We start from the raw sequence: 23,437 nt of genomic DNA, 5'->3' as shown, positions 1-23,437 counted from the left end.
TCCATGAGCTCGCAGCAGGTCGTCCCCGAACTCACTCCCGGAGCCCGGCGCATCCTCGAGACCGCGTCGCGACTGTTCTACGAGCGGGGGATCCACGCGGTCGGCGTCGACACGATCGCCGAGGAGGCCGGCGTCACGAAGCGGACCCTCTATGACCGGTTCGGGTCGAAGGACGTCCTCGTCGAGCAGTATCTGCACGGTCGGGATCGTCGTTGGCGGGCGGTGCGAGACGAGGCCCTCGACGCCGCCGGGCCGGATCCGATCGGACGGCTCCGCGCGGTCTTCGACGCGTCGGCCGGTTGGTCCGACAGCGACGGCGGGCGCGGATGCGGATTCACCAACGCCCACGCGGAGTTCAGCGATCCCTCCCATGCGGTGGCGAAGGTGGTCGCCGCGCAGAAACAGGAACTGCTCGACCTCTTCCGCGGCATCGTCGCCGACGCCGGGGTGACCGACGACGGTCTCGCCGAGGCGGTCCTCGCCCTGCACGAGGGGGCGTTGGTGGCCCACGGCGTCGGCGTCGGATCCGATCCCTGGGGCAGCGCGCGAGAGGCGGCCGTCCGGCTGATGGCCGCCGCCTCCCCGGGCCCGGTCGCGTAGGGGACCTGCCGTACCGCCTACAGCTGCGGGTGGAGTCCGCGAACCGGGCTGACGCTCTCCAGCAATGACGCCACCTGCAGCACCGTCGATTCCGCGTGCCGAGCCGCGGCGATCTGTACACCGATGGGCAGCCCGTCGCCGCTCGTGCCGAATCGCATCGACAGCGCAGGCATCCCGGTGATGTTGAACTGGACCGTGTACGCCTGGACATGCGTCGCGTCGACGGTCTGACCGTCGACGACGAGCTCCGACAGGCCATGGGCGTGCGCAGGGAGCGGGAGGACCGGGAGCAGCACCGCGTCGAAGTGACGGAAGTACTCGGTGTAGCCGTCGCGGATCCGCTCGAACGCCTGCTCGGCGTCGACGTAATCCTGGATCGAGGTGTCCGGGGTCGCGAGCATCGCCCGCGACATGGTGAACATCTCGTCCTCGTGACCCGAGATCACCTCGGCCATGGCGGGTTTGAGCTCCATGACGTGTTGCTTGTTGAAGGCGGCGAGCGGGTTGTCCCGCTCCAGGGCGGCGATCGTCACCGGCTCGACGTGGGCGCCGGCGTCCTGCAGGGCCTGTGCGGCGGCGCGAACGGTGGCGGCGACCTCGGGGTCGACCGGACCGAGCCCGGAGTCGGTGAACCATCCGACGCGCAGTGGCCTCCCGGAGCCGGCGCCCACACCGGTGTCGAGGTCTGCGGGTGTGTCGGCGAATGCGTCGCGCCCGTCGGGCCCGGCCATCAGCGAGTACCCGAGCGCGAGGTCGCGGATGGACCGCGCCATCGGCCCGACGTGCCAGTCCCGTCGAGGGACCCGCGGCCACACGCCGGTCATCGGGATACGTCCGTGCGTCGGCTTCAGTGCAACGATGCCGGTCTGCGCAGCGGGTCCACGCACCGAGATCGCGAGGTCGGTGCCGAGTCCGATCGGGCTCATCCCGGCCGCGATCGCGGCGGACTCCCCGCCGCTCGACCCTCCCGGCGTCCGGTCCAGGTTCCACGGGTTGTTGGTCCGGCCGGTCAGCAGGTTGTTGCTCTCCGTCGAGTACGAGAACTCGGGAAGGTTGGTCTTGGCGAGCAACACCGCGCCGGCGGCTCTCATCCTGGCGACACTCGTGGCGTCGGCGGTCGGAACCCGCCCGCCGAAGATCGGCGAGCCGCGCTGCGTGAGCACCCCGGCGGTGTCGATGGAGTCCTTCACCGTGAACGGGACGCCGTGCAGCGGGCCGACATCGGTGCCCGAAGCGACCGCCTCGTCTGCGGCGCGTGCCGCGGCCAGTGCCGAGTCATTCAGCGTGACAACGGCGTTGATCGACGGGTTCACAGCCTCGATCCTGTCGAGGTGAGCCTGCACGATCTCCACCGACGACACCTCCCGCGAGCGGATCAGTGCTGCGAGGTCGGTGGCGTCGCGGTACACGAGGTCGTCGTCCATGAGGGCTTTCCTTCGGGGTCGTCGTGCGCTGTGGGGTGTGGTGTCGACGGTGCTCCGCCATCTGCGCCGAGCCAACATCGTTCACGGATCACGAACGATCGAATAGTCTCGGTCGGTGCCGACGTTGGACATCACCCCACTGCGCAGCTTCGCGGCGGTCGTCGCGTTCTCGGGTGTCCGACGGGCCGCGCAGACTCTGCACCTGTCCCCGGCTGCGGTGTCCGGGCACATCCGCAAGCTCGAGAGGGAACTCGGATGCCGCCTCGTCATCCCCCAGGGGAGGGGGATCGTGCTCACCAGTGACGGCGAGGAACTCGCGATCCGGGCGCGCGACATCGTCACACGGCACGACGACGCACTACACGCGATCATGCCGCTGGATGCCGACGAGATCCTCGTCGCCGCAACCGAGCACGCCGCCGAGTTCCTCGTGCCGACGGTCGTCGCGCTGCTCCACGACAGGCTGCCCGGCCGGTCGGTGCGACTGCGGCTGACCCGGAGCGCGCACGTCCGCGACCTCGTCCACGAGGCTCGCGCCGACATCGCTCTCATGCTCACCCGCCCCGCACGGGGCAGCGTCGCCATCGCCCCGATCGCATTGCAGTGGTTCGCGACCGATACCACCCCGCGAGAGGAGCTCGTGTTGTTCGCGCCGCCCTGCGCGATCCGTCATCAGGCGGTCGCGTCACTCGGGAGCCGCGGCCATCGGGTCGCCACGGAATGTGTGAATCACACCTCGGTCCTGAGCGCTGCGCGCGCCGGTGTCGGGATGACGCCCCTGCCGCGGATCGGCCCGCCTCCCGAGGGACTCCGTGAGGTCCGCGGACTGCCGTCGATCCCCGACATCACCCTCTACGCGGCGACCAGCGATCGCGTCGACGCGCGCATCAGGTCCGCGGTCCTGTCGGTTCTGCGCACGGCGGTCAGCGACGGACGTCGCTGAAGACGAATGGCGGTGCGCCTCTCCACGGGACGCCGATCAGTTCAGCAGACGCGTGAGTGCGTCGTCCCAGCCGTCCATGCGGGCGCGGTCGCAGCGGCTGGTGATGAGCGCCCGGAGCGCGAGATACATCGCGATCACCAGTCCGACGAGCACGACGGCGACGGCCACGCCGGTCACGCTGGAGTCCGCGCGGAGCGGGAGCGGAGGAGTGGGTTCGCCCTTGTCGTCGACGGTGAGCAGCAACTTGCTGCCGGCCTGCGTTCCCGGCGGCACCGTGATGCGTCCGGTGTGCTTCTGGCCGTCGAAGTCCCAGTGGGCGACGACCGTGTTGATGTCGTCGCGGCCGAGGGTCGAGGCGATCGGGGTGACCGGCGGAGACGTGGTGTCCGTGGTCGCGTTGACCATCGTGATGACAGGTGCAGGCGCGTCGTCCTGAGAGGCCCAGATGACGATGCCGGGCACGATCGCGAGAGGGAGCATCAGCAGACCGACGAACCCGAGCAGCAGCTGGAGTCGTCGCTCGCGGATGTCGATGTCGCGCTCGAGAGGATGTCGACGACCCCGGTCCGTGCGTGCGACGGATCTACGGGAGGGAACCCTCCGCGTGGGCGGACGCTGATCGCCGGACATGGACTCGCTCTCCTGGAGAAACGGTGGTGCCACTGTGCTCCTGTCGAGGGTAGGCGATGTCCGGATCGGCCACGCGGTCTCCCGGGATGTGTGCGCTCAGGCGACCCGTCGGGACCGTGCACCGGCGAGGTCCTCGATCGCGTCGGCGGACCGTCGGGCCGAAGTGTTCGCGTCCATCTCCGCCGCGACCTCCTCGACGCGGGGCCGCAGCGCCCGGGCACGGTCGACGGCGTCGCGGAGGGTGTCGGCGGTCAGCGATCGGGGGACGAGGCGGACTCCGACGCCGGCGGCCTCGACGCGGACGGCGACGTCGCGCTGGTCACGGCCGAACGGCACGACGACGAGCGGCACCCCGCGGGCGAGCGCCTTCTGCGTGATGCCGAGACCGCCGTGGGTGATGACGACCTCTGCACGGGCGAGTAGTTGATGGTGCGGAAGCAGCCGAGCCACGGTGGCGCGGGGATGACCGAGGAAGCCGTCGGGATCGTGGGCCCCGGTCGTCACGACGGTGTGCAGGTCGCTGCCGGCGAGTGCGTCGAGCGCGGTGTGGGCGAGGACCGCGTCGTCCTGGACCTCCGTCGAGCAGGTGACCATCGCGATCGGTCCGTCGACGGCGTCGATCCGCGGATCCGGGTCGGCGGGAGGACCCCACAGCGACGGCCCGACGGTGACCACCGATGTGGGCCACGACGGCGACGGGTTCTGCAACGGCGGTCCCAACAGGCTGAGCACCAGTGGGGCCGCGGCGATGATGTCCTCGGTGTGCGCGACGGGAGCGAGTCCGTGGCGGGCGCGCAGGTCGTTGAGCGGTCGCAGGAAGGTGCGGTCCCAGACGCCGCGGGCGATCGCGCCGAGCGCGGCGTCGCGAGCGCGCCACACCGGCCCCGGGCGGACGCGCAGGCCCAGACCGGGCGGAGGGCCGTCGCCGCGGAGCGGGACGAAGGTCGGGCTCCACACACCCCAGGGCAGTCCGGACGCCTCGGCCGCGAGGTGTGCGCCGGTCGCGGAGACGTCGGCCATCACCACATCGGGTGCGTGCCTGGCGATCGACGCCGTGAGGTGGGTGAACTCGGCGTCGGCGCGTGCCACGAGGCGGTCGGTGAGCGCTCGGACGCTCCGCGACCCACCGTGCTGGTCCCCGGGCACGGCGTGTTCGAGGTCGGTCGGCAGCGGCGACGCACCGAGCCCGAGGGTGCGCAGCAGCGGCACCTCGTCGGCGATCGTCACGATGTGGACGTCGTGGCCGCGAGCTCGCAGGGTCAGGGCCGTCTCGACGATCGGGTAGAGCAGGCCGCGGGCGGGTGACGTCATCGCGAGGATCCGGGTCATCGTGCTCCTCCGATCGGGCAGCCCGTCGACACCGCGGCGCCGTTGCGGATTGTGCGGACGAATGTCGGATCGGCGCGGAGTGCCCAGCCCGGACCGACGAACGCGCGACACCCAGTCGCGTCACCGGTGGTCGCCAGCAGGAACGCGACGACGGCGCGGGTGAACGGGATGGTGTCGACGGGATCGACCGTGACCAGATGCGATGCCCCGCGCGCGACGGCGAACCATGCCGGGCCCGTGACCCGGTCGTACACGAGGGCCCCGACGAGTCCGGGCCGGGAGGTCTCGTCGGCGTCGCCGGTCACGGTGAACGTCGGGACGTCGACGCCCGCGGTGACGATGTGGATGTCGGGTTGCACCGCGAGCACTGCGCGCAGAGCCGTTCCGGTCGGCAGCCGGAGGTCGTTCGGGACGGGCAGTCCGCGCTGTGCAGCGGTGACGAGACCGGCCGCCTCGACGGCCTTCGTCGCGCCGGCGGAGTGCCCGGCCAAGATCACCGATCGGTCGTCGATCCGCCCGAAGAGCGGTGATCGCGGATCCCGACTCGCGGCGACAGCTCGCCGGACGCCGAGGAACGAGCTCTGCGGCAGCACCTCATGTCGGATCATCGCGATCGCGACGACGAAACCGAAGCTCGCCCAGTGACGGGCCAGAGCGGCGAAGTAGCCGGGGTTCGCCCCGTCGCCGGGGACGAACACGACGAGCGGTCGCGGGCCCGCGACGGTCGGATACCAATAGTCGACACTCGTCTCCGGCCCGCCGAGGATCGGCGCGGTCGACGTGCACTGCAACGGGGTTCGCGCACCCTGCCGCCGGGCGTCGGCGTTCTGGGCGGCTGCGCCCGGTCCGGAGCACGGGACGATCTGTGCCGTCGAGGCGACGTCGTACGGGCCGGACCGCGCGAGATCGCGGGACGCCGTGCCGACGACGTCGGTGGGCGCCGCCGAGGCGGTGGACACGCCGGTCAGACACACCAGCGCCACCGCGGTGACGAGAATGAACAACCGCGACATGGACTTCCCCGAACTGGACATTCACCTTCGCGAATAGACGGTGGGAAGAATATTTCGGCATGTGCGATTCCGCAGCGCGAGATCCGCCGGCGCGGATGTCTGCCGCGAGCGAACGCGACTTTGCTTACCAAGTAAGCGTGTAATTATGTAATCACGCAACGAAGGAGCAATCATGACCAAGCAACAGATTCGCGGCGGAGGTCGTCGCGGTGGGTGGCAGCAGGCAGAACTGCCGGATGCGGGCGACGCCTCGGCGTGGTTCGTCGGTCGTCTGCCCGACGACTGGTTCGACGGCGCCCCCGAGGTCGTCGTCGATCGTGACGAGATCACGGTGGTGGGAACGTTGACCGCTCCCGACGCCGACGGCATCCCAGCCGCGCAGGGGCGTGCGTCGCGGTTTCGCGAGGACACACGCGCGCAGCGGATGGCCATCGCCGACGAGGCGCAGGCGCGCTACGGGCGCACGGTGTCGTGGGGTGTGCGGATCGGTGACGAACGAATCATGTTCACGCACCTCGCTGTTCCGGTGATGACCCGTCTCCGTCAGTCCGAGCGGAAGGTCCTCGACACCCTCGTCGACGCGGGGGTCGCGCGCTCGCGCGCCGACGCGGTGGCCTGGTCGGTCAAGCTCGTCGGCGAACACACCGAGGCGTGGCTCGCGGAACTGCGGAAGGCGATGGACTCCGTGGACGATCTCCGGGCGCGGGGCCCGCAGGTCTGAGTCACGCAACCTGGCCGCACTCCGTCGAGTCGGAATCCGCTGTCGGGAACTTTCTCGGGGCCGATCGCATCCAAGAGCTCGACCCGCATGGACTGTCATGCGGGCGCTCAAGGAAACGAGAGGTGAGTCGAGATGATGAACGTGTCACACCATGTGAGGGTCGGCGGCGCCGGCGCGATCGCCGCCGCCGCGGTCCTGGTGGGTGTCGTACACGGAGGCGTCGGTGTCGCTGATGCGAAACCGACCAGCACTGCGTCCGGTTCGAGCAGCACCCACGATCGTGGTCCTCACAAGGCCACACCCCAGAAGACAACCGGCGGCGCCTCGCAGGGCAGCACTGGCCGCGGATCGCACACGAGCACATCCCGGTCGGCGAACACGAGGTGGTCATCGCAGTACGAACAGAACCGCGGCCCGAACAAGACCAGTCCAGGTGACAGGTCGTTCAACGACGACCGCGCCCGCAGCGGGGCCGAACCCGACCTTGGCGCGCACAAGACACGTCCCGGGGACGTCTCGTCGTCACCTGATGCACAGACGAACGGCGGGCGTGCGGACTTTCGCGACAGCGCTCCCACGGGGTCCACGTCGACCGCGACGCACCCCGGCAGCGGATCGCCGTCGATCTCGGTTGCCGGGGGCGGCGCCTCGACCCGTTCCGCACCCGGCGCGACGCAGCAACCCGCGCAGACGCTGACTCCGCGCGGTGAACTCGCGACGGACACGCAACCGACCGCGGCGCCGCATGAGAGTGCGCCCGGCCGGGCGCGTGAACTCCCGGCGGTCACACGGCTCGGTTCGGTGACGAGTCCCCAGGGGCTCCCCAGCACTGTGGCGTTACCGGACGACTCGCACGGGGCGCCCGACTACACGCGGCGTTACACACCAGGCACGGACAACGCGCCGGCCTCTGCGGTCAGCTTCCCCGCTCCCGGTGAGAGGACCTCATCCTGGGGGCCGGACCCCGGTGTCGGGGCGTACGGGCAGCAGTTCAAGCTCGGCCGGGGCCGGGTGCAGATCCCCGCGGGATCGGCGCCGGATGACATCTCCGGCGCGCCGCGGAAGCTCAAGGGTGTCGAGGTGACGGGGCAGGCCGGGACACAGGTGCGGATCTCGTCGGCAACCCCCACCGGGCAGCGTCAGGTCCGGGATGCGGCAGGGAACACCTGGACCGAGACCACCTATCGCTTCGACTATCAGAAGCGCACGTTGCGGAGTGGTGGGCTCGGCGCCGCCCAACTCACCGTTCAGGGTGGCTGGTCTGACATCTCGCCCGGCGAGGCACGGCAGCTCTTCGACAGCGGGATCCCGCGCCCACGGGCACTGGGTGGTCCCACCGGCGGGAGGTAGGTGCCGCGCCGCCCGGTCCACCGAGGCCGGGCGGCGTCACCCGTCCAGCAGTGCCGGGACAACCGTCAGGGCGTTGTGGCTTCGTCCGTGTCGGCCAGCGCGGCGAGCACGGCCCGCGTCCGACGGTCCCGACGTGCCGCGAGGGCGTCGTAGACGTCCTGACCTGAGCCGTAGGTGTCCTCGACGGACTCGATCAGCGCCTCCATCGACGCGCGATCCGTGGCGGGGACGCCGAATTCGATCCCGCCGGTCTGTGCTCCGACACCCTCGATGAGGTGACGGATGCCGCCGGGCCCGCCGCCGAGGACGTTGCCCTCGAACAGTCCGATGGTCGCCCAGCGCAGGCCGAGTGAGTTCCGCAGGATGGTGTCGAGGTCGCCCGGCGACACCACGCCCTGTTGCACGAGATACCGCGCCTCGCGAGAGATGGCTCCCTGCAGTCGGTTCGCGACGAACCCGGGCATCTCCCGGGCGATGACGACCGGTTCCCGATCCAGCGCGCGGTACAGCTCGACAGCGCGGTCAGTGGTGGTCGACGCGGTCCGGGCGCCGGGCAGAACCTCGACGAGCGGCATGAGCTCCGGCGGGTTGAACGGGTGCCCGACCAGCAGTCGCTCTGCGACGCCGGCGTCGAGATCGGTGGCGATCTCTGACGCGGTGATCGACGAACTCGATGTGGCCAGAACTGCATCAGCGGGTGCGGCCGCACCGATCTCGGCGAACAGCCGCTGCTTGACCGGGAGACGCTCGGGCCCGTTCTCCTGGACCAGATCGGCGTCGCGGACGGCGTCGGCGAGGTCACTCGTCACGCGGACCTGCGGGTCCTCACCGAACTCGGCCGCCACGATCTCGACGAGATCGGGCCGAGGATCGGTGATCGCGACGGTCCAGCCGTGCTCGCGCGCGAGACGCGCCCAGGAGAGGCCGATGACACCGGCACCGACGATCGCGATCCGGGTCATGACGCCACCCCCACGATGCCGGTGAACGCACTGCCGGACACCGACGCCACCACCCGCTCGGCGGGAGCGTCGGGTCGGATCGGCACGGCGTGCACGGTGCCGTCGAGTGCGGTCACGTAGGCGATCCCACTGTCGGTGTCGACGGCGAGACCGATGGCCTCGGCGAAGTCCTTCGCAAGAACGGTCGGCTCGACGCCGGGGTCGCCGACGGCGGGGACGGGTGCGCTGTTCAGCGTGTTGCCGAACGGCGGCGCGCCACGGTCGGTCCAGAACAGGGTCGACGACGCAGGGTCGAGCCACAGGTCGATCGGCTCGGGAAGGTCGGACCACACCGTCTCGATGTCGGTGCGGGTCTCTGCGGTCTCGCCGTCGGGGATGTGGACACCGGCCCGGAAGATCCGTCCTGCATCGCCTTTCGCTGGACCCTTCTGCGTCCAGTAGAGGAATCCGCCCGCGACGTCGACGGCGATGCCGACGCACTGATCGTGGATGTCCACGAGACCGGTCGCCGGATCACGTGGTCGGACGACGAGGTCGGTGACGTCGCTCCCGTCCAGCGCTGCGCGGGTGACGCGCCCGCCCTCGCGGTCCGACCAGTACAGGTGGCCGTCGGCGAGGTCGAGCTGCTTGCCGGTGGTGATCGCACCGTCGGCGAGGACGGTTGTGATGTCCGAACCGTCGGTCCGGGCAGATCGCAATCCACCTGTGCGGGCGGAGAAGTCACGGCCGGTGGGCTGACCCATCAGCGTCCAGAAGATGCGGTCGCCTGCCGGGTCGTGGACGATCCCGTCGGGCGCGGGACCGGTGTCCGCGACGACGGTGCTGACGGTCCCGTCGAGGTCGATCCGCCGGACGACGCCGGCGACGATGTCGAGCACGAGCAGATGGTCGAACACGGCGAGCTCCTCTCAGGCGGCGTCGGCGTTGTTGAGCAGTGCGCTCGGCGCCTCGAGCACGGTGTCGGACGTGATCGCACGCCGACGGGCCGCGTCGACGCCACCGAACGCTGCGGTGAGCCCCACGAGACGTGCAGCGTGGTGGCCGATCTCCGACTCGTACGTCATGCCGATGCCGCCGTGCAACTGCACTGTCTCCTCGGCGACACCCAGCGCGGCGTCCGCGACGAAGACGAAGGCGTCATCGGCCGTCTCCGGCAGGATCGCCGCGTCGGTGCTGCCGGCCGCAACGGCCTCGGCGACCGCAGTCGCGCGCAGCGCCATCGACCGGGCCAGCTCGACCTGTGCGTAGAGGTCGGCGGCGCGGTGGACCAGCGCCTGGAACGTCGACAGCGGGACACCGAACTGCCTGCGGGACTTGAGGTACTCGACCGTCATCTGCAGGCCGGACTCCATCAGGCCGACGGCCTCACCGGTGAGGGCGATGCGGGCCTTCGCGAACGCGGTCCGCAGTGCGGTCGCGGCGTCGGAGGTGCCGTCCCCGAGAAGCACGCCGGCGGCGTCGGTGAACGTCACCTGCGAGGCGTGGGTCCAGTCGGCGGTACGGCCGTCGGCCCGGCGGACGCCGGTCGCGCCGGACTCGACGACGGCGACCTGTGTCCGACCGTCGGCGTCGACCGCCGTCACCAGCAGGTGCGATGCCTGATCAGCATGGGCGACGGGTGCTTTCACACCGGACACGGTGACGCTGCCGTCGTCGGCGACGGTGACCGTGGAGGCCGGGGCGGCATCCCACGCGTGGCCGGGTTCGGCGTGGGCGACCGCGATGGTCGTCTCGCCGGCGGCCAGAGCGCCGAGCAGTTCCTTCGCCTGGGTGGCGGTTCCGAGATCGGTGATCAGCCAGCCGGGCAGCGCGACACCGTCGAGCAGCGGTTCGGTGGCGGCGTGCCGGCCGATGGCCTGCAGGCTCGCGTAGAGCTCCACCGGTCCGGCGCCGACGCCGCCGTGGTCCTCGTCGATGGTCAGGCCGGTCAGGCCCAGTTCGGTGAGGGTGGACCAGGTGCGGGCGTTCCAGCCCAGGTCGGACGACGTCGCGCTCGCGCGGCCGCCCATGGTGTAGTCGCGGCCGACGGCGGAGTCGACGGTCTCGAAGAGGAGTTGCTGGTCGTCGTTCAGGTCGAGGTTCATGTTTCTACTACTCCTTGCCTCAGAGTCCGAGGATGGTCTTGGCGATGACGCCGCGCTGGATCTCGTTGGAACCGCCGAAGATCGACAGCTTGCGCAGATTGAGGTACTGCGCGGCCGACGCGGTGGCGGCGGGATCGGCGACGAGGTCGCCCTCGGCGGACACGATCGCACCGTCGGACCCGGCGGCGGACATACGCAGTCGGGTGAGCTCCTGGAGGGTCTGGGTGCCCTCCATCTTCAGCAGCGACGAGACGGGGCTGGCCTGACCGTGCTCGGATGCACCGGTGACTCGCAGCTGGGTGGCCTCGAGGGCCAGCAGCCGTGTCTTCAGGGAGTGCATCGAGCCGCGGAACGCGGGATCGTCGGCGAGAGTGCCGACGCCGGTGTCGGTCTCGGACGCAGCCGCGGCGAGGTCGGCGTAGATCCGCTGCGCGGTGCCGACCTGCGCGATGCTGTTGCGCTCGTTGCCGAGCAGGAACTTGGCGTAGCTCCAGCCCTTGTTCTCCTCGCCGACGAGGTTCTCGGCGGGGATCACGACGTCGTCGAAGAAGAACTCGTTGACCTCGGCGCTGCCGTCGAACAGGCGGATCGGGCGGCGCTCGATTCCGGGCGTGGTCAGGTCGAGCAGGAGAAACGAGATGCCCTGCTGCTTGCGCGGCGCATCGGGGTTCGTACGGGCGAGGACGAACATCCAGTCGCCGTACTGGCCCAACGTCGTCCAGGTCTTCTGGCCGTTGAGGACGTAGTGGTCACCGTCGCGGCGGGCTGTGGTCTTCAGCGAGGCGAGGTCGGAGCCGGCCTCCGGCTCGGAGAATCCCTGCGACCACCAGATGTCGAGGTTCGCCGTGGAGGGGAGGAACTTCTCCTTCTGCTCCTGCGAGCCGAACTCGGCGATGATGGGTCCGACCATCGACACGTTGAACGCCAACGGTTGTGGGACACCGGCGCGCTGCATCTCCGAGCCGTAGATGTGCGACTGCGTCGCGGTCCAGTCTTTACCGCCCCACTCCGTGGGCCAGTGCGGGACGGCCAGTCCGTGGCGGTTGAGGATCCGCTGGCTGGTCACGATGTCGTCGTGGGTGGTCTGGTTCAGCGCGCTGCGGCGGCGGATGTCGGCGGGGATCTCCCCGAGGAACACCTCGCGCAGGCTGTCGCGGAACTCGATGTCGGCACTCGAGAGTTCGAGGTCCATGGTTCTCTCCCTTGCTTGTCGGGCAGTGTGGTTCAGGCGTGTGCACGGACGCCGTCGAGCACCTCGTCGGTGCTGGCTCCGGCGCGCTCGGCATGGCGGCGGTACGAGGTGGGCGTGGCCGAGAAGTGCAGCGGGTTCGCGATCACGCGGATGGTCCCCTCGGTGGGGTGCTCGACCTCGGAGATCAGGCCCATCTCCTGGACGTACGGGTCCTGGGGTAGGTCTGCGATGTCGACGACGACGCCGTAGGGCATGTCGTTGGCGGTGAGGTACTCCTCCCACTCCGCGGTGGTCTTGTTCGTCGAGTGGGCGAGGACCTTCTCGATGCCGGCGGTGAACACCGGGCGGTCGATGGTGGGGGAGTCCCAGGCGGGATCGGCGGCGTCGGCGTCGAGGCCGGCGCCGATGAGCAGCTTGCGGACGGCCTCGTTGGTGTACGGCACCGCGGCGATCGCGCCGCCGTCCTTGGTGCGCATGGCGGCGTGCGCTCCGGTGAGGCTCAGCGGGTTGCCGACGTCACCCGCGGCGGGGACGAAGACGTCACCGGCCATGTGCTCCACCAGGTTCACGGCGATCATGGCGTCGGCCATGGCGAGCGCGACATGCTGGCCCTCACCGGTGCGCTGCTGGTGGTAGAGCGCGGCGAGGATGCCGTTGAGCAGGTAGAGCGCGGCGGTCTTGTCGGCGATGAAGGTCGGCATGAACTGCAGCGAGTCACCCGCGCGGTCCTGCAGGCTCACCAGACCGGACACGGCCTGGATCACCTCGTCGTAGGCGGGGCGGTTGCCCTGCGACGACTGCGGCGCGAAACCCTGTGCGTGCGCGTAGATCAGGTGGGGGAAGCGCTCGTGGACCGCGTCGTAGTCGAGACCGAGACGTCCGAGCGCGCCGGCCCGCATGTTGGTGACGAGTACGTCGGCGTCGGCGAGGATCGCGAACAGGTCGGCGAGACCCTCCGGATCCTTGAGGTTCAGTGCGACGCTGCGCTTGTTGCGGTTCACCTGCATGTACAGCGGCGCCATGCCCGGGTTGCGGCCGGTGTTCGCCGGCGAGGTGCGGGCGGTGTCGAACGGGGGCTCGATGCGGATGACGTCGGCACCGAAGTCGCCGAGGATCTGGGTGGCGTAGGGCCCCATGACGACGGTCGAGATGTCGACGACGGTCACCCCTGCGAGCGGCCCGGTGGCCTCGGTCTCGGTGGTCTGCTGCACGGTCATGTGCGCTCCTTCGTCGGTCGTGTTCCTGTCTCTGTCTTCGACGGTAGGTAGTTACTAGGGGTAAAGGAATGTCCGATGCCCTCAGGACGGTATGTCCACAGCGATAACACCGGGCGTAGCGTGTGACCGGTGGAGATGCACCACCTGCGGTACTTCCTCGCCGTCGCGCGGGAACTGAACTTCACCCGTGCGGCGAAGTCCCTGAACATGTCGGTGCCTCCGCTGAGTCAGCGGATCCGCACGCTCGAGCACGAGCTGGGGACGACGCTGTTCGACCGGTCCACCCACCACACGCGGCTGACGGCTGCCGGTGAGGCGCTGCTGCCGCTGGCGACGTCGGTGGTGTCCGACTTCGACGCCATCCCCCGGCTCGTCGGTCAGGGCGCTGTGCGCGAGCAGGTCCGGCTGGCCGTCCCCGACGTGTTGAACCCCCGCCACCGCCGCGCGCTCGGCGACGCGATCCGCGACCTGGAGTCGCAGTGGGCGGTCACGCTCCGCCAGATGCCGTCGTTGGAGATGGAGTCGGCGCTGCTCAGCTCGTCCATCGACGTCGCCATCGCGCACGTCGGGACGACCCACCCGACGCTGTCGTCGCGCGTGCTCTACAGCGAGCCGCTCGGGGCCGTCGTCGACGCATCCCGGTTCCCCGGCCGGACGTCGCTCTCGACCGACGACCTGAGGGGAATGCGGTACATCCAGGGGCCGCGGCACTGGGACCTCGGCGCGGGGCGGACGGATCGGCTGGCGGCGGTCGGCGCCGTGATCGACACCGACGCCCAGTTCAGCGACCTGACCGGGATGCTGATCTTTCTCCGCGGTGCCGCCGCGTTCACCATCCTGCCGATGGAGTCCGAGCTCGTCGCGTCGATCGACCGTGGTGAGTACGCGGTGCTGCCCGTCGACGACATGCACGAGACACTGACGACCTACCTGCTGCGTCGTAGCTCCGACACATGGCTCGATCCCGTTGCGGCCGTTCTCGGTACGGCCGACGCGCGGCCCGACTGAGTCAGCCGCGCACGGCGGCGAGTACAGCTGCGATGCGGCGCTCTCGCGTCTCTGGCTTCTTGGCGTCGGCGACCGATCGTGCGTGTTCCTTGCGGCGGGACGGGGCGAGTGCGTCGAACGCCGCGCGCAGTCCGGGCTCGGAATCGAGTGCGGCGGCGAGGTCGTCGGGCACTGTCACCTCGCGCGGCGCGGCGTCGGGCTCGATCACCACGTCGACGGTGTCGCCGGCCTCGACGCCGAGTTGGGTGCGGACGGCTTTGTTCAGCCCCAGCAGGTTCTCCCCGCCCATCCGGCCGACGCGACCCTCGACGGTCTGGCCGTTGATGGTGAACCGGACCGCCGGCGTCTTCGTCGACCCGAGCGAGGCGACCTGGTCGTCGCTGAGCACGATCGCCGCGGCGGGACCGCGCTTTTGGAGTTCGACGGTCAGCCGGAGCCCGGAGTCACCCATGGCCCAGGAGCGTAGTGAGCGCGGGGCGGCCTGGTGCGATTACGCCGGAGATGGTGGAGTCACGAGATGACCTGGCTGATCCTGCTCGGCGCGATCCTCGCCGAGGTCGCGGCGACGCTGTCGTTGAAGGGGTCGCAGTCGCATCCGGCCCTGTATGTCGTCGTCGTGGTGGGGTACGCCGCCGCGTTCGTGTGCCTCACCGTGGTGTTGAGACGCGGTCTCGCGCTGGGTGTCGCCTATGGCATCTGGGGTGCAGCGGGCGTCGCACTGACCGCGGTGTTCGCCTGGCTCGTCTTCGGGGAGCGTCTCACCCCGGTGATGATCGGCGGCATCGTCCTCGTCATCGGCGGCGTCCTCCTCGTCGAGACGGGGTCCCGCCACGACCCCGTCGCGCCGGACGGCGATCGGTGATGGCGTACCTGTTCCTCGTCTTGGCGATCGTGTCGGAGGTTCTCGGCACGCTCGCGCTGGGCGCGGCGGCCACCGGGCACCGCGCGTTCTACATCGGTGTCGCGGTCGGCTACGTCGTGTCGTTCCTCGGACTCGTCTGGACCCTGCGTGCGGGTCTCGCGCTCGGCGTCGCCTACGGCATCTGGGCAGCGGCCGGTGTGGCGCTGACGGCCGTCGCATCGCGCTTCCTGTTCTCCGAGCCCCTGACGCGCCGCATGATCGCGGGCATCGTGCTGATCGTCGTGGGAGTCCTCGCGATCGAACTCGGCGCGCCGAGGTTCGTGCAATCACCGTGAGCCGGGGGGCGTGGTCGCGTCCACCGCCGCCCCGGCCATGTCGGAGTCAGTTCCAGCGGTTCAGCAGCTCCGTCGCACGCTCGGCGAGGGTCGCCTGCAGGAGCGGGCCGAAGCTGACCCGGGCGACGCCCAGCGCGGCGAGCGACGCCTTGTCGTTCTTCGCGGGGTGGCCGATCGCGTTGACCGGCAGAGTGAGTTCGCTGGTGAGGCGCTTCTGGTCCTCGTCGCTGTGGAACCCGACCGGGTAGAGCACGTCCGCGCCCGCCTGCGCGGCCAGGTTCAGGCGCTCGATCGCGCGCTGCACCCGATCGGACTCGTCGCCGACCTGCTTCACGAACAGATCGGTGCGGGCGTTGATCACCACGTGGACGTCAGTCGCGTCGGACGCAGCGCGCAGGGCGCCGACGAAATCCGCGTGCTCCTGGGCCTCGCGCAGACGGCCGCCCTCGCTGTGCACGGTGTCCTCGATGTTCAAGCCGACGGCGCCGGCGTCGATCAGACCCTCGATCAGTCGCTTCGGGTCCTCGCCGTAGCCGCTCTCGATGTCGACGGAGATCGGCACGTCGACGGCCGCGGTGATCTGACGGATGCGGGTGAGCACCTCGTCAAAGGTCAGGCCCTCGTTGTCGGGCTTGCCGATGGAGTCGGAGATCGGGTGGCTGCCGACGGTGAGGGCCGTGAAGCCCGCCTGGACCGCGAGGTTCGCCGACCAGGCGTCCCACACGGTCGGGAGGATCACCGGATCACCGGGCTTGTGCAGTTGGAGGAGGGTTGTCGCCTTGTCACCGAGATTTGTCATGCCGCGGATAACGGTCGTTCTCCGCTGGTCATTCCGCCCGTCCCAGTCCGTGGGAACGATCGTTCTCCGGGGAGGCCCTTCTCGTGCTGCGAGGTGGCGGGAACCATGAGCCCATGGCCACACGACATGAGTTCGACAAGGTCGACGCCGACTGGGCCGCGCGGGCACCGGTGCGGTTCGAGAGCGCTGTCGACATCGACGCGACACCCGAGACCGTCTTCGACGTCCTCGTCGACGCCGACGCGCTCCCGCGGTGGGCGAAGGTGGTCCGCCACGCGCGGTGGACGTCCGGCGAACCGTATGGCGTCGGCTCCGAGCGGACCGTGAAGATGGTCGCCGGGCTGACCGGGTTCGAGAAGTTCCTGGTCTGGGAGCGCGGCGATCGCCTGGTGTTCCGGTTCGATGCGACGTCGTCGTCGATGCTGTCGGCGTTCCTGGAGGATTACCGCCTCGAGCGCACGCCCACCGGGTGCCGACTGACGTGGATCACCGCGATGGCGCCGAGGAATCCGGTCGCGAAACTCGGCATGACCGTGGGGCGGCCTGTGGTCGCCGCGATGCTGCAGCGGTTCGTCGACGCACTTCCCGGAGTGATCGCCGCACGGAGCTGAGCGTCGGTCAGAGCCCGAGGTCGCGGGCGATCAGCATGAGCTGAACCTCGGTGGTGCCCTCGCCGATCTCGAGGATCTTCGAGTCCCGGTAGTGCCGCGACACGGTGTACTCGTTCATGAACCCGTACCCGCCGTGCACCTGGGTGCCGTCGCGGGCGTTGTCCATCGCCGCCTCCGACGCGATCATCTTCGCGATCGACGCCTGCCGCTTGAACGGCTTGCCCGCCAGCATGAGTGCGGCGGCGTCGTAGTAGGCCGTCCGGGCTGTGTACGCACGTGCCTGCATCCGCGCGATGGTGAAGGCGACCGACTGGTTGTCGCCGATGGGCCTTCCGAATGCGCTGCGCTCCTTCGCGTAGCGGACACATTCGTCGACACACCCCTGGGCAACACCGACGGCGAGCGCTGCGATCGCGATGCGGCCCTCGTCGAGGATGCGGAGGAAGTTCGCGTAGCCGCGACCCTTCTCGCCGAGCAGGTTATCCCGCGGGACCCGGACGTCGGTGAACGACAGCGGGTGGGTGTCCGACGCGTTCCACCCCACCTTGTCGTAGGCCGGGCCCACCTCGAATCCCGGTGTGTCGCTGGGCACGATGATCGTCGAGATCTGCTTGCGGCCGGCGGCGTCGGTCCCGGTCACCGCGGCGACCGTCACCAGTGCGGTGATGTCGGTGCCGGAGTTGGTGATGAACTGCTTCGACCCGTTGATGACCCACTCGTCACCGTCGAGGACGGCCGTCGTGGTTGTGCCGCCGGCATCGCTGCCCGCGCCGGGCTCAGTGAGCCCGAAACCGCCGAGCGCCTGCCCGGACGCGAGGCGCGGCAACCATTCCTGCTTCTGCTCCTCGGTGCCGAAGCGGTGGATCGGCATGGCACCCAACGAGACCGCGGCCTCCAGCGTGATCGCGACACTCTGGTCGACCTTGCCCAGCTCCTCCAGCGCGATGCACAGGGCGAAGTAGTCGCCACCCATGCCGCCGTACTCCTCGGGGAACGGCAGGCCGAAGAGGCCCATCTCGGCCATGCCCTTGACGACCTCGTAGGGGAAGGTGTGGTCGCGATCGTGCTGGGCGGCAACGGGTGCGACGACCGTGCGTGCGAAGTCGGCCACGGTGGCCTTCAGGTCGCGGTAGTCCTCGGGGAGATCCTCCGTGCTCAGGAACCCACTCATGTCTGTTCTCCCTCCGGCCGGACATGCGCCAGCACGTCACCGACCTTCACCTGGTCGCCCACCGACACGACGACGTCGACGACGCCGTCGACGGCGGCGGTGAGCGAATGTTCCATCTTCATCGCCTCGACCACCGCGACGACCGTCCCGGCGGCCACGGTCGTCCCGGCGTCGACGGGCAGCGCGATCACACTGCCCGGCATGGGGCTGCGGACGTCGGTGTCACCGGCGACGGCGTTCGCGCTCTCGCTGCGTTCGTCGTCGACGCGGTGCACAGCCCAGCTGCCGCCACGCCGACTGACCCACGTCGTGGTGCCGTCGGTGACGACCGTGTAGACACGTCGCCGATCGTCGACGGTGACCTCGGCACGCGAGCCGCTCACCGCTCCCACCGTCGCGCGGTGCTCGTCGCCGTCGAGCGTGACTGCCAGGGCATGCGGCTCACCGCGCGTCTCGACGATCCGGACGGCGTCCCCGACGCCGAGACGCATGGTCCGCGCCGCGGGTGCTGCGTTGAGTCGCCAGCCGTCCGGGCGGGTCCAGGGGTCGTCGGAAGCGTGCCATCCGGCCGCGACATCGACGGCCGCGAGGGTGATGAGGACGTCGTCGGGAGCCGGTGTGGGCGCGTAGTTCCCGGCGACGCTGTCGAGAAGTGCGGTGTCGAGTCGTCCGGCGCGCACGTCCTCATCGGCGAGCAGGAACCGCAGGAAGTCGATGTTGGTACCGATACCCGGCAGCGATGTGTCCGCGAGAGCGCCGTCGAGGCGCGCGATCGCCTCGACGCGGGTGTCGCCGTGGGCGATCACTTTCGCCAGCATCGGGTCGTAGTCGCCGCCGACGACGGTGCCGTCGGCGATCCCCGCGTCCACGCGGACGCCGACGCCGGACGCGAACTGCGCCCGGGCGACGGTGCCCCCGGTGGGGACGAAGCCGGCTGCGGGGTCCTCGGCGTACACGCGTGCCTCGACGGCGTGCCCGGTGAGGGTGATGTCGTCCTGGGCGAGCGTGAGAGGTTCACCGCGGGCGATGCGCACCTGCCAGGCGACGAGGTCGACGCCGGTGACCAACTCGGTGACCGGGTGCTCCACCTGGAGTCGGGTGTTCATCTCCATGAAGAAGAACTCGTCGGGTGCGTCGGCCGAGACGATGAACTCGACAGTGCCCGCGCCGGTGTAGCCGACGCTGCGAGCTGTCGCGCAGGCTGCCTCACCGATGCGGGCCCGGGTCTCGGCGTCGAGGAGGGGCGACGGTGCCTCCTCGATGACCTTCTGGTGGCGGCGCTGCAGGCTGCACTCCCGCTCGCCGAGGTGGATCACGGTTCCGTGCTCGTCGGCGAGCACCTGGACCTCGATGTGCCGGGGTCGGTGGACGAATCGCTCGAGGAACAGGGTGTCGTCGCCGAACGACGAGGCCGCCTCGCGGCGCGCACCGGCGAGTGCGGCAGGGAGGTCGTCGGCGTTCTCGACGACGCGCATGCCCTTGCCGCCACCGCCGGCCGACGGCTTCACCAGGACGGGGAAGCCGATCTCGGGTGCGGCGGCGATGAGGTCGTCGTCGGTGAGGCCGGGGCGCGAGACGCCCGGGACGACGGGCACGCCGTGTCCTGTGACAGTGGCTTTCGCGGTGATCTTGTCACCCATCACCGCGATCGCCTCGGTGGACGGGCCGATGAAGACGATGCCCGCCTCGGAACAGGCGCGGACGAAAGCGGCGTTCTCGGACAGGAACCCGTAGCCGGGGTGGACCGCGTCGGCGCCGGTTGTGAGGGCCGCAACGATCACGGCATCGATGTCGAGGTAGCTCTCGCGCGCCGGCGGCGGGCCGATGCGGACGGCGTCGTCGGCGGTGTGCACGTGCGGCGCATCCGCGTCGGCATCGCTGAACACGGCGATCGAACGGATCCCCATGTCGCGCAGGGTGCGGATCACGCGGACGGCGATCTCGCCGCGGTTGGCGACGAGGACGGAACGGATCGCTCGGGTCATCGCGCTCACATCCGGAAGACGCCGTAGGAGACGGGTTCGAGCGGCGCGTTGGCGCAGACCCCGAGGGCCAACCCGACCACGCGGCGGGTGTCGAGCGGGTCGATGACGCCGTCGTCCCAGAGTCGCGCGGTGGAGTAGTAGGGGTTGCCCTGCCGCTCGTACTGCTCGCGGATCGGTGCCTTGAACGCCTCGACGTCGTCGTCGGACCAGGGCTTGCCGGCCGCGTCGAGCTGGTCGCCGCGCACGGTGGCGAGAACGGAGGCGGCCTGCTCGCCACCCATGACGGACACACGGGCGTTCGGCCACATCCACAGGAAACGCGGCGAATACGACCGGCCGCACATCGAGTAGTTCCCGGCGCCGTAGGAACCGCCGATGACGACGGTCAGTTTCGGGACCCGTGCGCACGCGACCGCCGTGACCATCTTGGCGCCGTGCTTGGCGATGCCACCGGCCTCGTAGTCGCGGCCGACCATGAACCCGGAGATGTTCTGCAGGAACAACAGTGGGATCGACCGTTTGTCACACAGCTCGATGAAGTGGGCACCCTTGAGTGCTGATTCGGCGAAGAGGACGCCGTTGTTCGCGACGATCCCGACCGGATGGCCGTGGATGCGGGCGAAGCCGGTGACCAGGGTGGTGCCATAGAGCTCCTTGAACTCGTCGAACGACGAGCTGCCGTCGGGCCGGCCGTCCACGAGTCGGGAGATGACCTCGCGGACGTCGTAGGGGGTGCGCAGGTCGACGGGGACGACGTCGTAGAGCTCGTCGGGATCGGCCGCGGGAGAATGTGTCTCGTGCACCTCCCACGGGGACGGCTCGCGTGGTCCCAGGGTCGCGACGATGCTCCGCACGCGCTGCAGTGCGTCCCGGTCGTCGGCGGCGAGGTGATCGGTGACGCCGGACGTCTGCGAATGCAGCAGCCCGCCGCCGAGTTCCTCGGGCGTGACGTCCTCGCCGGTTGCCGCCTTCACCAGCGGCGGTCCACCGAGGAAGATGGTGCCTTGATCGGCGACGATCACGGCCTCGTCACTCATGGCGGGGACGTACGCCCCACCGGCCGTGCAGGATCCGAGCACCGCGGCGATCTGCGCGATCCCCCGGGCGCTCATCGTCGCCTGGTTGAAGAAGATGCGGCCGAAATGGTCGCGGTCGGGGAAGACCTCGTCCTGCATCGGCAGGAAGGCGCCTCCGGAGTCGACGAGATAGATGCACGGGAGGCGGTTCGCCGCCGCGATCTCCTGTGCGCGGAGATGCTTCTTGACGCTGATCGGGTAGTACGTGCCGCCCTTCACCGTCGCGTCGTTGGCGACGATCATGCACTCACGGCCGGACACCCGCCCGATGCCGGCGATCATCCCGGCGCCGGGGCACGAGTCGTCGTACATGTCGGTGGCGGCGAGCGGCGACAGCTCGAGGAACGGGCTGCCGGGGTCGACGACGGTGTCGACACGATCGCGGGGGAGCAGCTTGCCGCGGGCGACGTGACGCTCACGCGCCTTCTCGGACCCGCCGAGCGCTGCGGTGGCCGTGCGCTCGCAGAGCTCGGTGACGAGGCGCTCGTGCTCGGCGCGGTTGTGCGCGCGGTCGACCGGCACGACGACCTCCTCGTTTCAGTTAATGACTGATAACTGATCGCAGCCTACGTGGAGCCGCCGCCGGGTGTCCAGGCGTGGATTACGGTCCGGCACGTGGCCCTCGATCCACCTGCTGACCTCGATGCGGTGCGTGCGTCGTACGACGCCGTCGCCGACAACTATGTGGCGATGGTCGGCGACCCTGGACCGTGGCAGCGCGCGGCGCTCGACGCGTTCGCGGAGCAGGTTCGCGGGATCGGCCCTGTGCTCGACGCCGGCTGCGGACCCGGGTGGGTGACCGCGCACCTGCGCGACATGGGGGTCGACATCTCCGGCATCGATCTGTCGCCGCGCATGATCGACCATGCCCGCCGGCAGTACCCGGGCATCTCGTTCCAGGTGGCCTCGGTCACCGAGGTAAACGTCGACCCGGGGTCGCTGGGCGGTGTCCTGGGGTGGTGGTCGTGGTTCAACCTGCCCCGCGACGTGCTGCCGACCGTCGTCGCGACGATGGCCGGGGCCCTTCGCCCCGGCGGCCTGCTCCTGATCGCCACCCACCGTGGCGAGGGTGAAGTCCAGCGGACGCGGTGCTACGGCGACGTCCCGGTCTCGTGGACAACACAGCTCTACGAGCCCGACGAGCTGATCGCGATGACCGCACAGGCTGGACTCGAGTTGTGCGCCGACGTCCACCTCGCGGCGGAAGCTCCGTCGCAGAGACCCGGGGTCATCATCTGCGCGCGGAGGCCGGCGGGGTGACCGGTCGTGTGCTGGCGGCCGGTCGGCGGCATTCGGTGGGCGTCCGCTCGGACGGAACCGTCGTGGCGGTCGGCGTGGGAGGTGCGGGCGAGTGTCGGGTGAGCGCGTGGACCGACGTGGTGGCGGTCGCCGCGGGCGCCGTCCACGCCGCGCGGAACACGGGGCGCTCACACACCGTGGGTCTGCGGTCGGATGGTTCGGTGATCGCGACAGGGTGGAACGCGGACGGGCAGTGCGCGGTGTCGGGGTGGCGGGGCGTCGTCGCAGTGGCGGCCGGGTGGCGGACGACGGTCGGTGTACTCGCCGACGGTCGCGCGGTGGCGACGGGCCGCGCGGCAGAAGGACAGTGCGATGTGAGTGCGTGGCGCGACGTCCGCTCGGTGTCGTGCGGCGACTGGCATTCCGTCGCGGTCCGGGTCGACGGGACCGTGATCGCGGTCGGCAACAACCGTCGTGGACAGTGCGAAGTCGACGAGTGGCGCGGAATCATCTCCACAGCAGCGGGATACACGCACACCCTCGGGCTGCGCGGTGACGGCCATGTCGTCGCTGCGGGCGATGCGCCATCAGGCGCCTGCGGCGTGGAGAGGTGGCGGGACGTCATCCAGGTCGACGCCGGCAGCCATCACTCGGTGGCCGTGACGACGGCCGGGCGCGCACTGGCGCAGGGCGACAACGAGTTCGGTCAATGTGAGGTCGACGCCTGGAGCGGGCTCGTCGCGGTGGCAGCCGGTTCACGCCACACGCTCGGGCTGCTGGCCGATGGAACCGTCGTGAGCACCGGTGAGGACAGCGACGGGCAATGCCGAGTCAAGAGCTGGACGGGGATTCGAATCCCGATCTAGTCGAACATACTTACGAATGT

25 protein-coding genes are annotated in these 23,437 nt (G+C 70.0%); 10 read left to right on the top strand and 15 right to left on the bottom strand.

The features are described 5' to 3' along the window. Positions 1 to 3 precede the first annotated feature (3 nt). The gene (locus Q1A98_RS00570) at positions 4 to 600 is read left to right on the top strand and encodes a TetR/AcrR family transcriptional regulator (protein ID WP_299569073.1); all 597 of its coding nucleotides are present in this window, start codon (positions 4 to 6) and stop codon (positions 598 to 600) included. A gap of 17 nt (positions 601 to 617) precedes the next feature. Here the strand turns inward: Q1A98_RS00570 and Q1A98_RS00565 are convergent, their stop codons facing one another. Further along, positions 618 to 2,024: an amidase gene (locus tag Q1A98_RS00565; protein WP_299569071.1), complete on the bottom strand. Its 1,407-nt coding sequence runs from the start codon at positions 2,022 to 2,024 to the stop codon at positions 618 to 620. A 115-nt stretch (positions 2,025 to 2,139) separates the two neighbouring features. Between Q1A98_RS00565 and Q1A98_RS00560 the strand changes: the two genes are divergently transcribed. Further along, positions 2,140 to 2,967, top strand: a complete 828-nt coding sequence (locus tag Q1A98_RS00560; protein WP_299569069.1) for a LysR family transcriptional regulator — start codon at positions 2,140 to 2,142, stop codon at positions 2,965 to 2,967. A 36-nt stretch (positions 2,968 to 3,003) separates the two neighbouring features. Here the strand turns inward: Q1A98_RS00560 and Q1A98_RS00555 are convergent, their stop codons facing one another. The 3 genes from Q1A98_RS00555 to Q1A98_RS00545 all read right to left on the bottom strand — a co-directional run bounded on the left by Q1A98_RS00555 (position 3,004) and on the right by Q1A98_RS00545 (position 5,960). Beyond that, the gene (locus Q1A98_RS00555; RefSeq protein ID WP_299569068.1) at positions 3,004 to 3,597 is read right to left on the bottom strand and encodes a hypothetical protein; all 594 of its coding nucleotides are present in this window, start codon (positions 3,595 to 3,597) and stop codon (positions 3,004 to 3,006) included. A 96-nt stretch (positions 3,598 to 3,693) separates the two neighbouring features. After that, positions 3,694 to 4,926, bottom strand: coding sequence for a glycosyltransferase (locus Q1A98_RS00550; RefSeq protein WP_299569067.1), 1,233 nt, complete (start codon positions 4,924 to 4,926; stop codon positions 3,694 to 3,696). Next, positions 4,923 to 5,960, bottom strand: a complete 1,038-nt coding sequence (locus Q1A98_RS00545; protein ID WP_299569066.1) for a hypothetical protein — start codon at positions 5,958 to 5,960, stop codon at positions 4,923 to 4,925. Before Q1A98_RS00545 ends, Q1A98_RS00550 begins: the two co-directional genes overlap by 4 nt. A gap of 151 nt (positions 5,961 to 6,111) precedes the next feature. On the opposite strand from Q1A98_RS00545, the gene Q1A98_RS00540 reads away from it, so the two are divergent. Continuing rightward, positions 6,112 to 6,660 (top strand): hypothetical protein, encoded by a 549-nt coding sequence (locus Q1A98_RS00540; protein ID WP_299569065.1) that lies wholly within the window; start codon positions 6,112 to 6,114, stop codon positions 6,658 to 6,660. A 144-nt stretch (positions 6,661 to 6,804) separates the two neighbouring features. Here Q1A98_RS00540 and Q1A98_RS00535 read toward each other — a convergent pair whose 3' ends face one another. Further along, complete coding sequence (locus tag Q1A98_RS00535; RefSeq protein WP_299569064.1) at positions 6,805 to 6,936, bottom strand: hypothetical protein; 132 nt, start codon at positions 6,934 to 6,936, stop codon at positions 6,805 to 6,807. A gap of 525 nt (positions 6,937 to 7,461) precedes the next feature. On the opposite strand from Q1A98_RS00535, the gene Q1A98_RS00530 reads away from it, so the two are divergent. Further along, complete coding sequence (locus Q1A98_RS00530) at positions 7,462 to 8,010, top strand: hypothetical protein (protein ID WP_299569063.1); 549 nt, start codon at positions 7,462 to 7,464, stop codon at positions 8,008 to 8,010. 65 nt (positions 8,011 to 8,075) lie between these two features. On the opposite strand, the gene Q1A98_RS00525 is transcribed toward Q1A98_RS00530, so the two are convergent. From Q1A98_RS00525 to Q1A98_RS00505, 5 genes are read right to left on the bottom strand one after another with little or no spacing between them, the layout of a single operon-like run. Beyond that, positions 8,076 to 8,972: a 3-hydroxyacyl-CoA dehydrogenase NAD-binding domain-containing protein gene (locus Q1A98_RS00525; protein ID WP_299569062.1), complete on the bottom strand. Its 897-nt coding sequence runs from the start codon at positions 8,970 to 8,972 to the stop codon at positions 8,076 to 8,078. After that, the gene (locus tag Q1A98_RS00520) at positions 8,969 to 9,868 is read right to left on the bottom strand and encodes a hypothetical protein (protein WP_299569060.1); all 900 of its coding nucleotides are present in this window, start codon (positions 9,866 to 9,868) and stop codon (positions 8,969 to 8,971) included. Before Q1A98_RS00520 ends, Q1A98_RS00525 begins: the two co-directional genes overlap by 4 nt. 12 nt (positions 9,869 to 9,880) lie before the next feature. After that, complete coding sequence (locus tag Q1A98_RS00515) at positions 9,881 to 11,056, bottom strand: acyl-CoA dehydrogenase (protein ID WP_299569058.1); 1,176 nt, start codon at positions 11,054 to 11,056, stop codon at positions 9,881 to 9,883. Positions 11,057 to 11,075: 19 nt separating this feature from the next. Further along, positions 11,076 to 12,248: an acyl-CoA dehydrogenase family protein gene (locus tag Q1A98_RS00510; RefSeq protein WP_299569056.1), complete on the bottom strand. Its 1,173-nt coding sequence runs from the start codon at positions 12,246 to 12,248 to the stop codon at positions 11,076 to 11,078. 32 nt (positions 12,249 to 12,280) lie between these two features. Beyond that, complete coding sequence (locus tag Q1A98_RS00505) at positions 12,281 to 13,465, bottom strand: CoA transferase (protein WP_299569053.1); 1,185 nt, start codon at positions 13,463 to 13,465, stop codon at positions 12,281 to 12,283. 135 nt (positions 13,466 to 13,600) lie between these two features. Between Q1A98_RS00505 and Q1A98_RS00500 the strand changes: the two genes are divergently transcribed. Next, positions 13,601 to 14,473 carry a LysR family transcriptional regulator gene (locus Q1A98_RS00500; protein WP_299570455.1) on the top strand — a complete coding sequence of 291 codons (873 nt, stop codon included), beginning with the start codon at positions 13,601 to 13,603 and terminating at the stop codon, positions 14,471 to 14,473. Position 14,474: 1 nt separating this feature from the next. Here Q1A98_RS00500 and Q1A98_RS00495 read toward each other — a convergent pair whose 3' ends face one another. After that, on the bottom strand, positions 14,475 to 14,924 hold the full coding sequence (locus Q1A98_RS00495; protein WP_299569050.1) for a YdeI/OmpD-associated family protein: 450 nt from the start codon (positions 14,922 to 14,924) through the stop codon (positions 14,475 to 14,477). Positions 14,925 to 14,990: 66 nt separating this feature from the next. Between Q1A98_RS00495 and Q1A98_RS00490 the strand changes: the two genes are divergently transcribed. Both Q1A98_RS00490 and Q1A98_RS00485 read left to right on the top strand, forming a co-directional pair. Continuing rightward, complete coding sequence (locus Q1A98_RS00490; protein WP_299569048.1) at positions 14,991 to 15,335, top strand: SMR family transporter; 345 nt, start codon at positions 14,991 to 14,993, stop codon at positions 15,333 to 15,335. Continuing rightward, positions 15,335 to 15,670, top strand: a complete 336-nt coding sequence (locus Q1A98_RS00485; RefSeq protein ID WP_299569046.1) for an SMR family transporter — start codon at positions 15,335 to 15,337, stop codon at positions 15,668 to 15,670. The genes Q1A98_RS00490 and Q1A98_RS00485 overlap by 1 nt, the downstream gene beginning before the upstream one ends. A gap of 46 nt (positions 15,671 to 15,716) precedes the next feature. On the opposite strand, the gene Q1A98_RS00480 is transcribed toward Q1A98_RS00485, so the two are convergent. Next, positions 15,717 to 16,469, bottom strand: coding sequence for an isocitrate lyase/phosphoenolpyruvate mutase family protein (locus Q1A98_RS00480; RefSeq protein ID WP_299569043.1), 753 nt, complete (start codon positions 16,467 to 16,469; stop codon positions 15,717 to 15,719). A 113-nt stretch (positions 16,470 to 16,582) separates the two neighbouring features. On the opposite strand from Q1A98_RS00480, the gene Q1A98_RS00475 reads away from it, so the two are divergent. Continuing rightward, positions 16,583 to 17,080: an SRPBCC family protein gene (locus tag Q1A98_RS00475; protein ID WP_299569041.1), complete on the top strand. Its 498-nt coding sequence runs from the start codon at positions 16,583 to 16,585 to the stop codon at positions 17,078 to 17,080. Between the two features lie 7 nt (positions 17,081 to 17,087). On the opposite strand, the gene Q1A98_RS00470 is transcribed toward Q1A98_RS00475, so the two are convergent. The 3 genes from Q1A98_RS00470 to Q1A98_RS00460 are packed head-to-tail and all read right to left on the bottom strand — an operon-like array spanning position 17,088 to position 21,834. Beyond that, positions 17,088 to 18,251, bottom strand: a complete 1,164-nt coding sequence (locus Q1A98_RS00470; RefSeq protein WP_299569038.1) for an acyl-CoA dehydrogenase family protein — start codon at positions 18,249 to 18,251, stop codon at positions 17,088 to 17,090. Next, positions 18,248 to 20,236, bottom strand: coding sequence for an acetyl-CoA carboxylase biotin carboxylase subunit (locus Q1A98_RS00465; protein WP_299569035.1), 1,989 nt, complete (start codon positions 20,234 to 20,236; stop codon positions 18,248 to 18,250). Before Q1A98_RS00465 ends, Q1A98_RS00470 begins: the two co-directional genes overlap by 4 nt. A 5-nt stretch (positions 20,237 to 20,241) precedes the next feature. Then, a complete protein-coding gene (locus Q1A98_RS00460; RefSeq protein WP_299569032.1) occupies positions 20,242 to 21,834 on the bottom strand; it encodes a carboxyl transferase domain-containing protein in 1,593 nt (530 codons plus the stop codon). Between the two features lie 93 nt (positions 21,835 to 21,927). On the opposite strand from Q1A98_RS00460, the gene Q1A98_RS00455 reads away from it, so the two are divergent. After that, positions 21,928 to 22,572: a class I SAM-dependent methyltransferase gene (locus Q1A98_RS00455; protein WP_299569030.1), complete on the top strand. Its 645-nt coding sequence runs from the start codon at positions 21,928 to 21,930 to the stop codon at positions 22,570 to 22,572. Between the two features lie 98 nt (positions 22,573 to 22,670). Continuing rightward, complete coding sequence (locus tag Q1A98_RS00450; protein ID WP_299569028.1) at positions 22,671 to 23,417, top strand: chromosome condensation regulator; 747 nt, start codon at positions 22,671 to 22,673, stop codon at positions 23,415 to 23,417. Positions 23,418 to 23,437: the final 20 nt, after the last annotated feature.

This window comes from uncultured Williamsia sp. (assembly GCF_947494875.1).
In the GTDB taxonomy this organism is placed as follows: Bacteria; Actinomycetota; Actinomycetes; order Mycobacteriales; family Mycobacteriaceae; genus Williamsia_A.
Note: the sequence above shows the minus strand (reverse complement) of the source record. Positions and strands in the feature narration are given on the sequence as shown.

Coding starts and splice junctions, on each gene's coding strand:
- Q1A98_RS00475 (WP_299569041.1), top strand. CDS start 16,583: ATGGCCACACGACATGAGTTCGACAAGGTCGACGCCGACTGGGCCGCG.
- Q1A98_RS00480 (WP_299569043.1), bottom strand. CDS start 16,469: ATGACAAATCTCGGTGACAAGGCGACAACCCTCCTCCAACTGCACAAG.
- Q1A98_RS00545 (WP_299569066.1), bottom strand. CDS start 5,960: ATGTCCAGTTCGGGGAAGTCCATGTCGCGGTTGTTCATTCTCGTCACC.
- Q1A98_RS00485 (WP_299569046.1), top strand. CDS start 15,335: ATGGCGTACCTGTTCCTCGTCTTGGCGATCGTGTCGGAGGTTCTCGGC.
- Q1A98_RS00515 (WP_299569058.1), bottom strand. CDS start 11,056: ATGAACCTCGACCTGAACGACGACCAGCAACTCCTCTTCGAGACCGTC.
- Q1A98_RS00470 (WP_299569038.1), bottom strand. CDS start 18,251: ATGAGTGGGTTCCTGAGCACGGAGGATCTCCCCGAGGACTACCGCGAC.
- Q1A98_RS00505 (WP_299569053.1), bottom strand. CDS start 13,465: ATGACCGTGCAGCAGACCACCGAGACCGAGGCCACCGGGCCGCTCGCA.
- Q1A98_RS00540 (WP_299569065.1), top strand. CDS start 6,112: ATGACCAAGCAACAGATTCGCGGCGGAGGTCGTCGCGGTGGGTGGCAG.
- Q1A98_RS00570 (WP_299569073.1), top strand. CDS start 4: ATGAGCTCGCAGCAGGTCGTCCCCGAACTCACTCCCGGAGCCCGGCGC.
- Q1A98_RS00490 (WP_299569048.1), top strand. CDS start 14,991: ATGACCTGGCTGATCCTGCTCGGCGCGATCCTCGCCGAGGTCGCGGCG.
- Q1A98_RS00565 (WP_299569071.1), bottom strand. CDS start 2,024: ATGGACGACGACCTCGTGTACCGCGACGCCACCGACCTCGCAGCACTG.
- Q1A98_RS00510 (WP_299569056.1), bottom strand. CDS start 12,248: ATGGACCTCGAACTCTCGAGTGCCGACATCGAGTTCCGCGACAGCCTG.
- Q1A98_RS00500 (WP_299570455.1), top strand. CDS start 13,601: ATGCACCACCTGCGGTACTTCCTCGCCGTCGCGCGGGAACTGAACTTC.
- Q1A98_RS00550 (WP_299569067.1), bottom strand. CDS start 4,926: ATGACCCGGATCCTCGCGATGACGTCACCCGCCCGCGGCCTGCTCTAC.
- Q1A98_RS00555 (WP_299569068.1), bottom strand. CDS start 3,597: ATGTCCGGCGATCAGCGTCCGCCCACGCGGAGGGTTCCCTCCCGTAGA.
- Q1A98_RS00525 (WP_299569062.1), bottom strand. CDS start 8,972: ATGACCCGGATCGCGATCGTCGGTGCCGGTGTCATCGGCCTCTCCTGG.
- Q1A98_RS00495 (WP_299569050.1), bottom strand. CDS start 14,924: ATGGGTGACTCCGGGCTCCGGCTGACCGTCGAACTCCAAAAGCGCGGT.
- Q1A98_RS00465 (WP_299569035.1), bottom strand. CDS start 20,236: ATGACCCGAGCGATCCGTTCCGTCCTCGTCGCCAACCGCGGCGAGATC.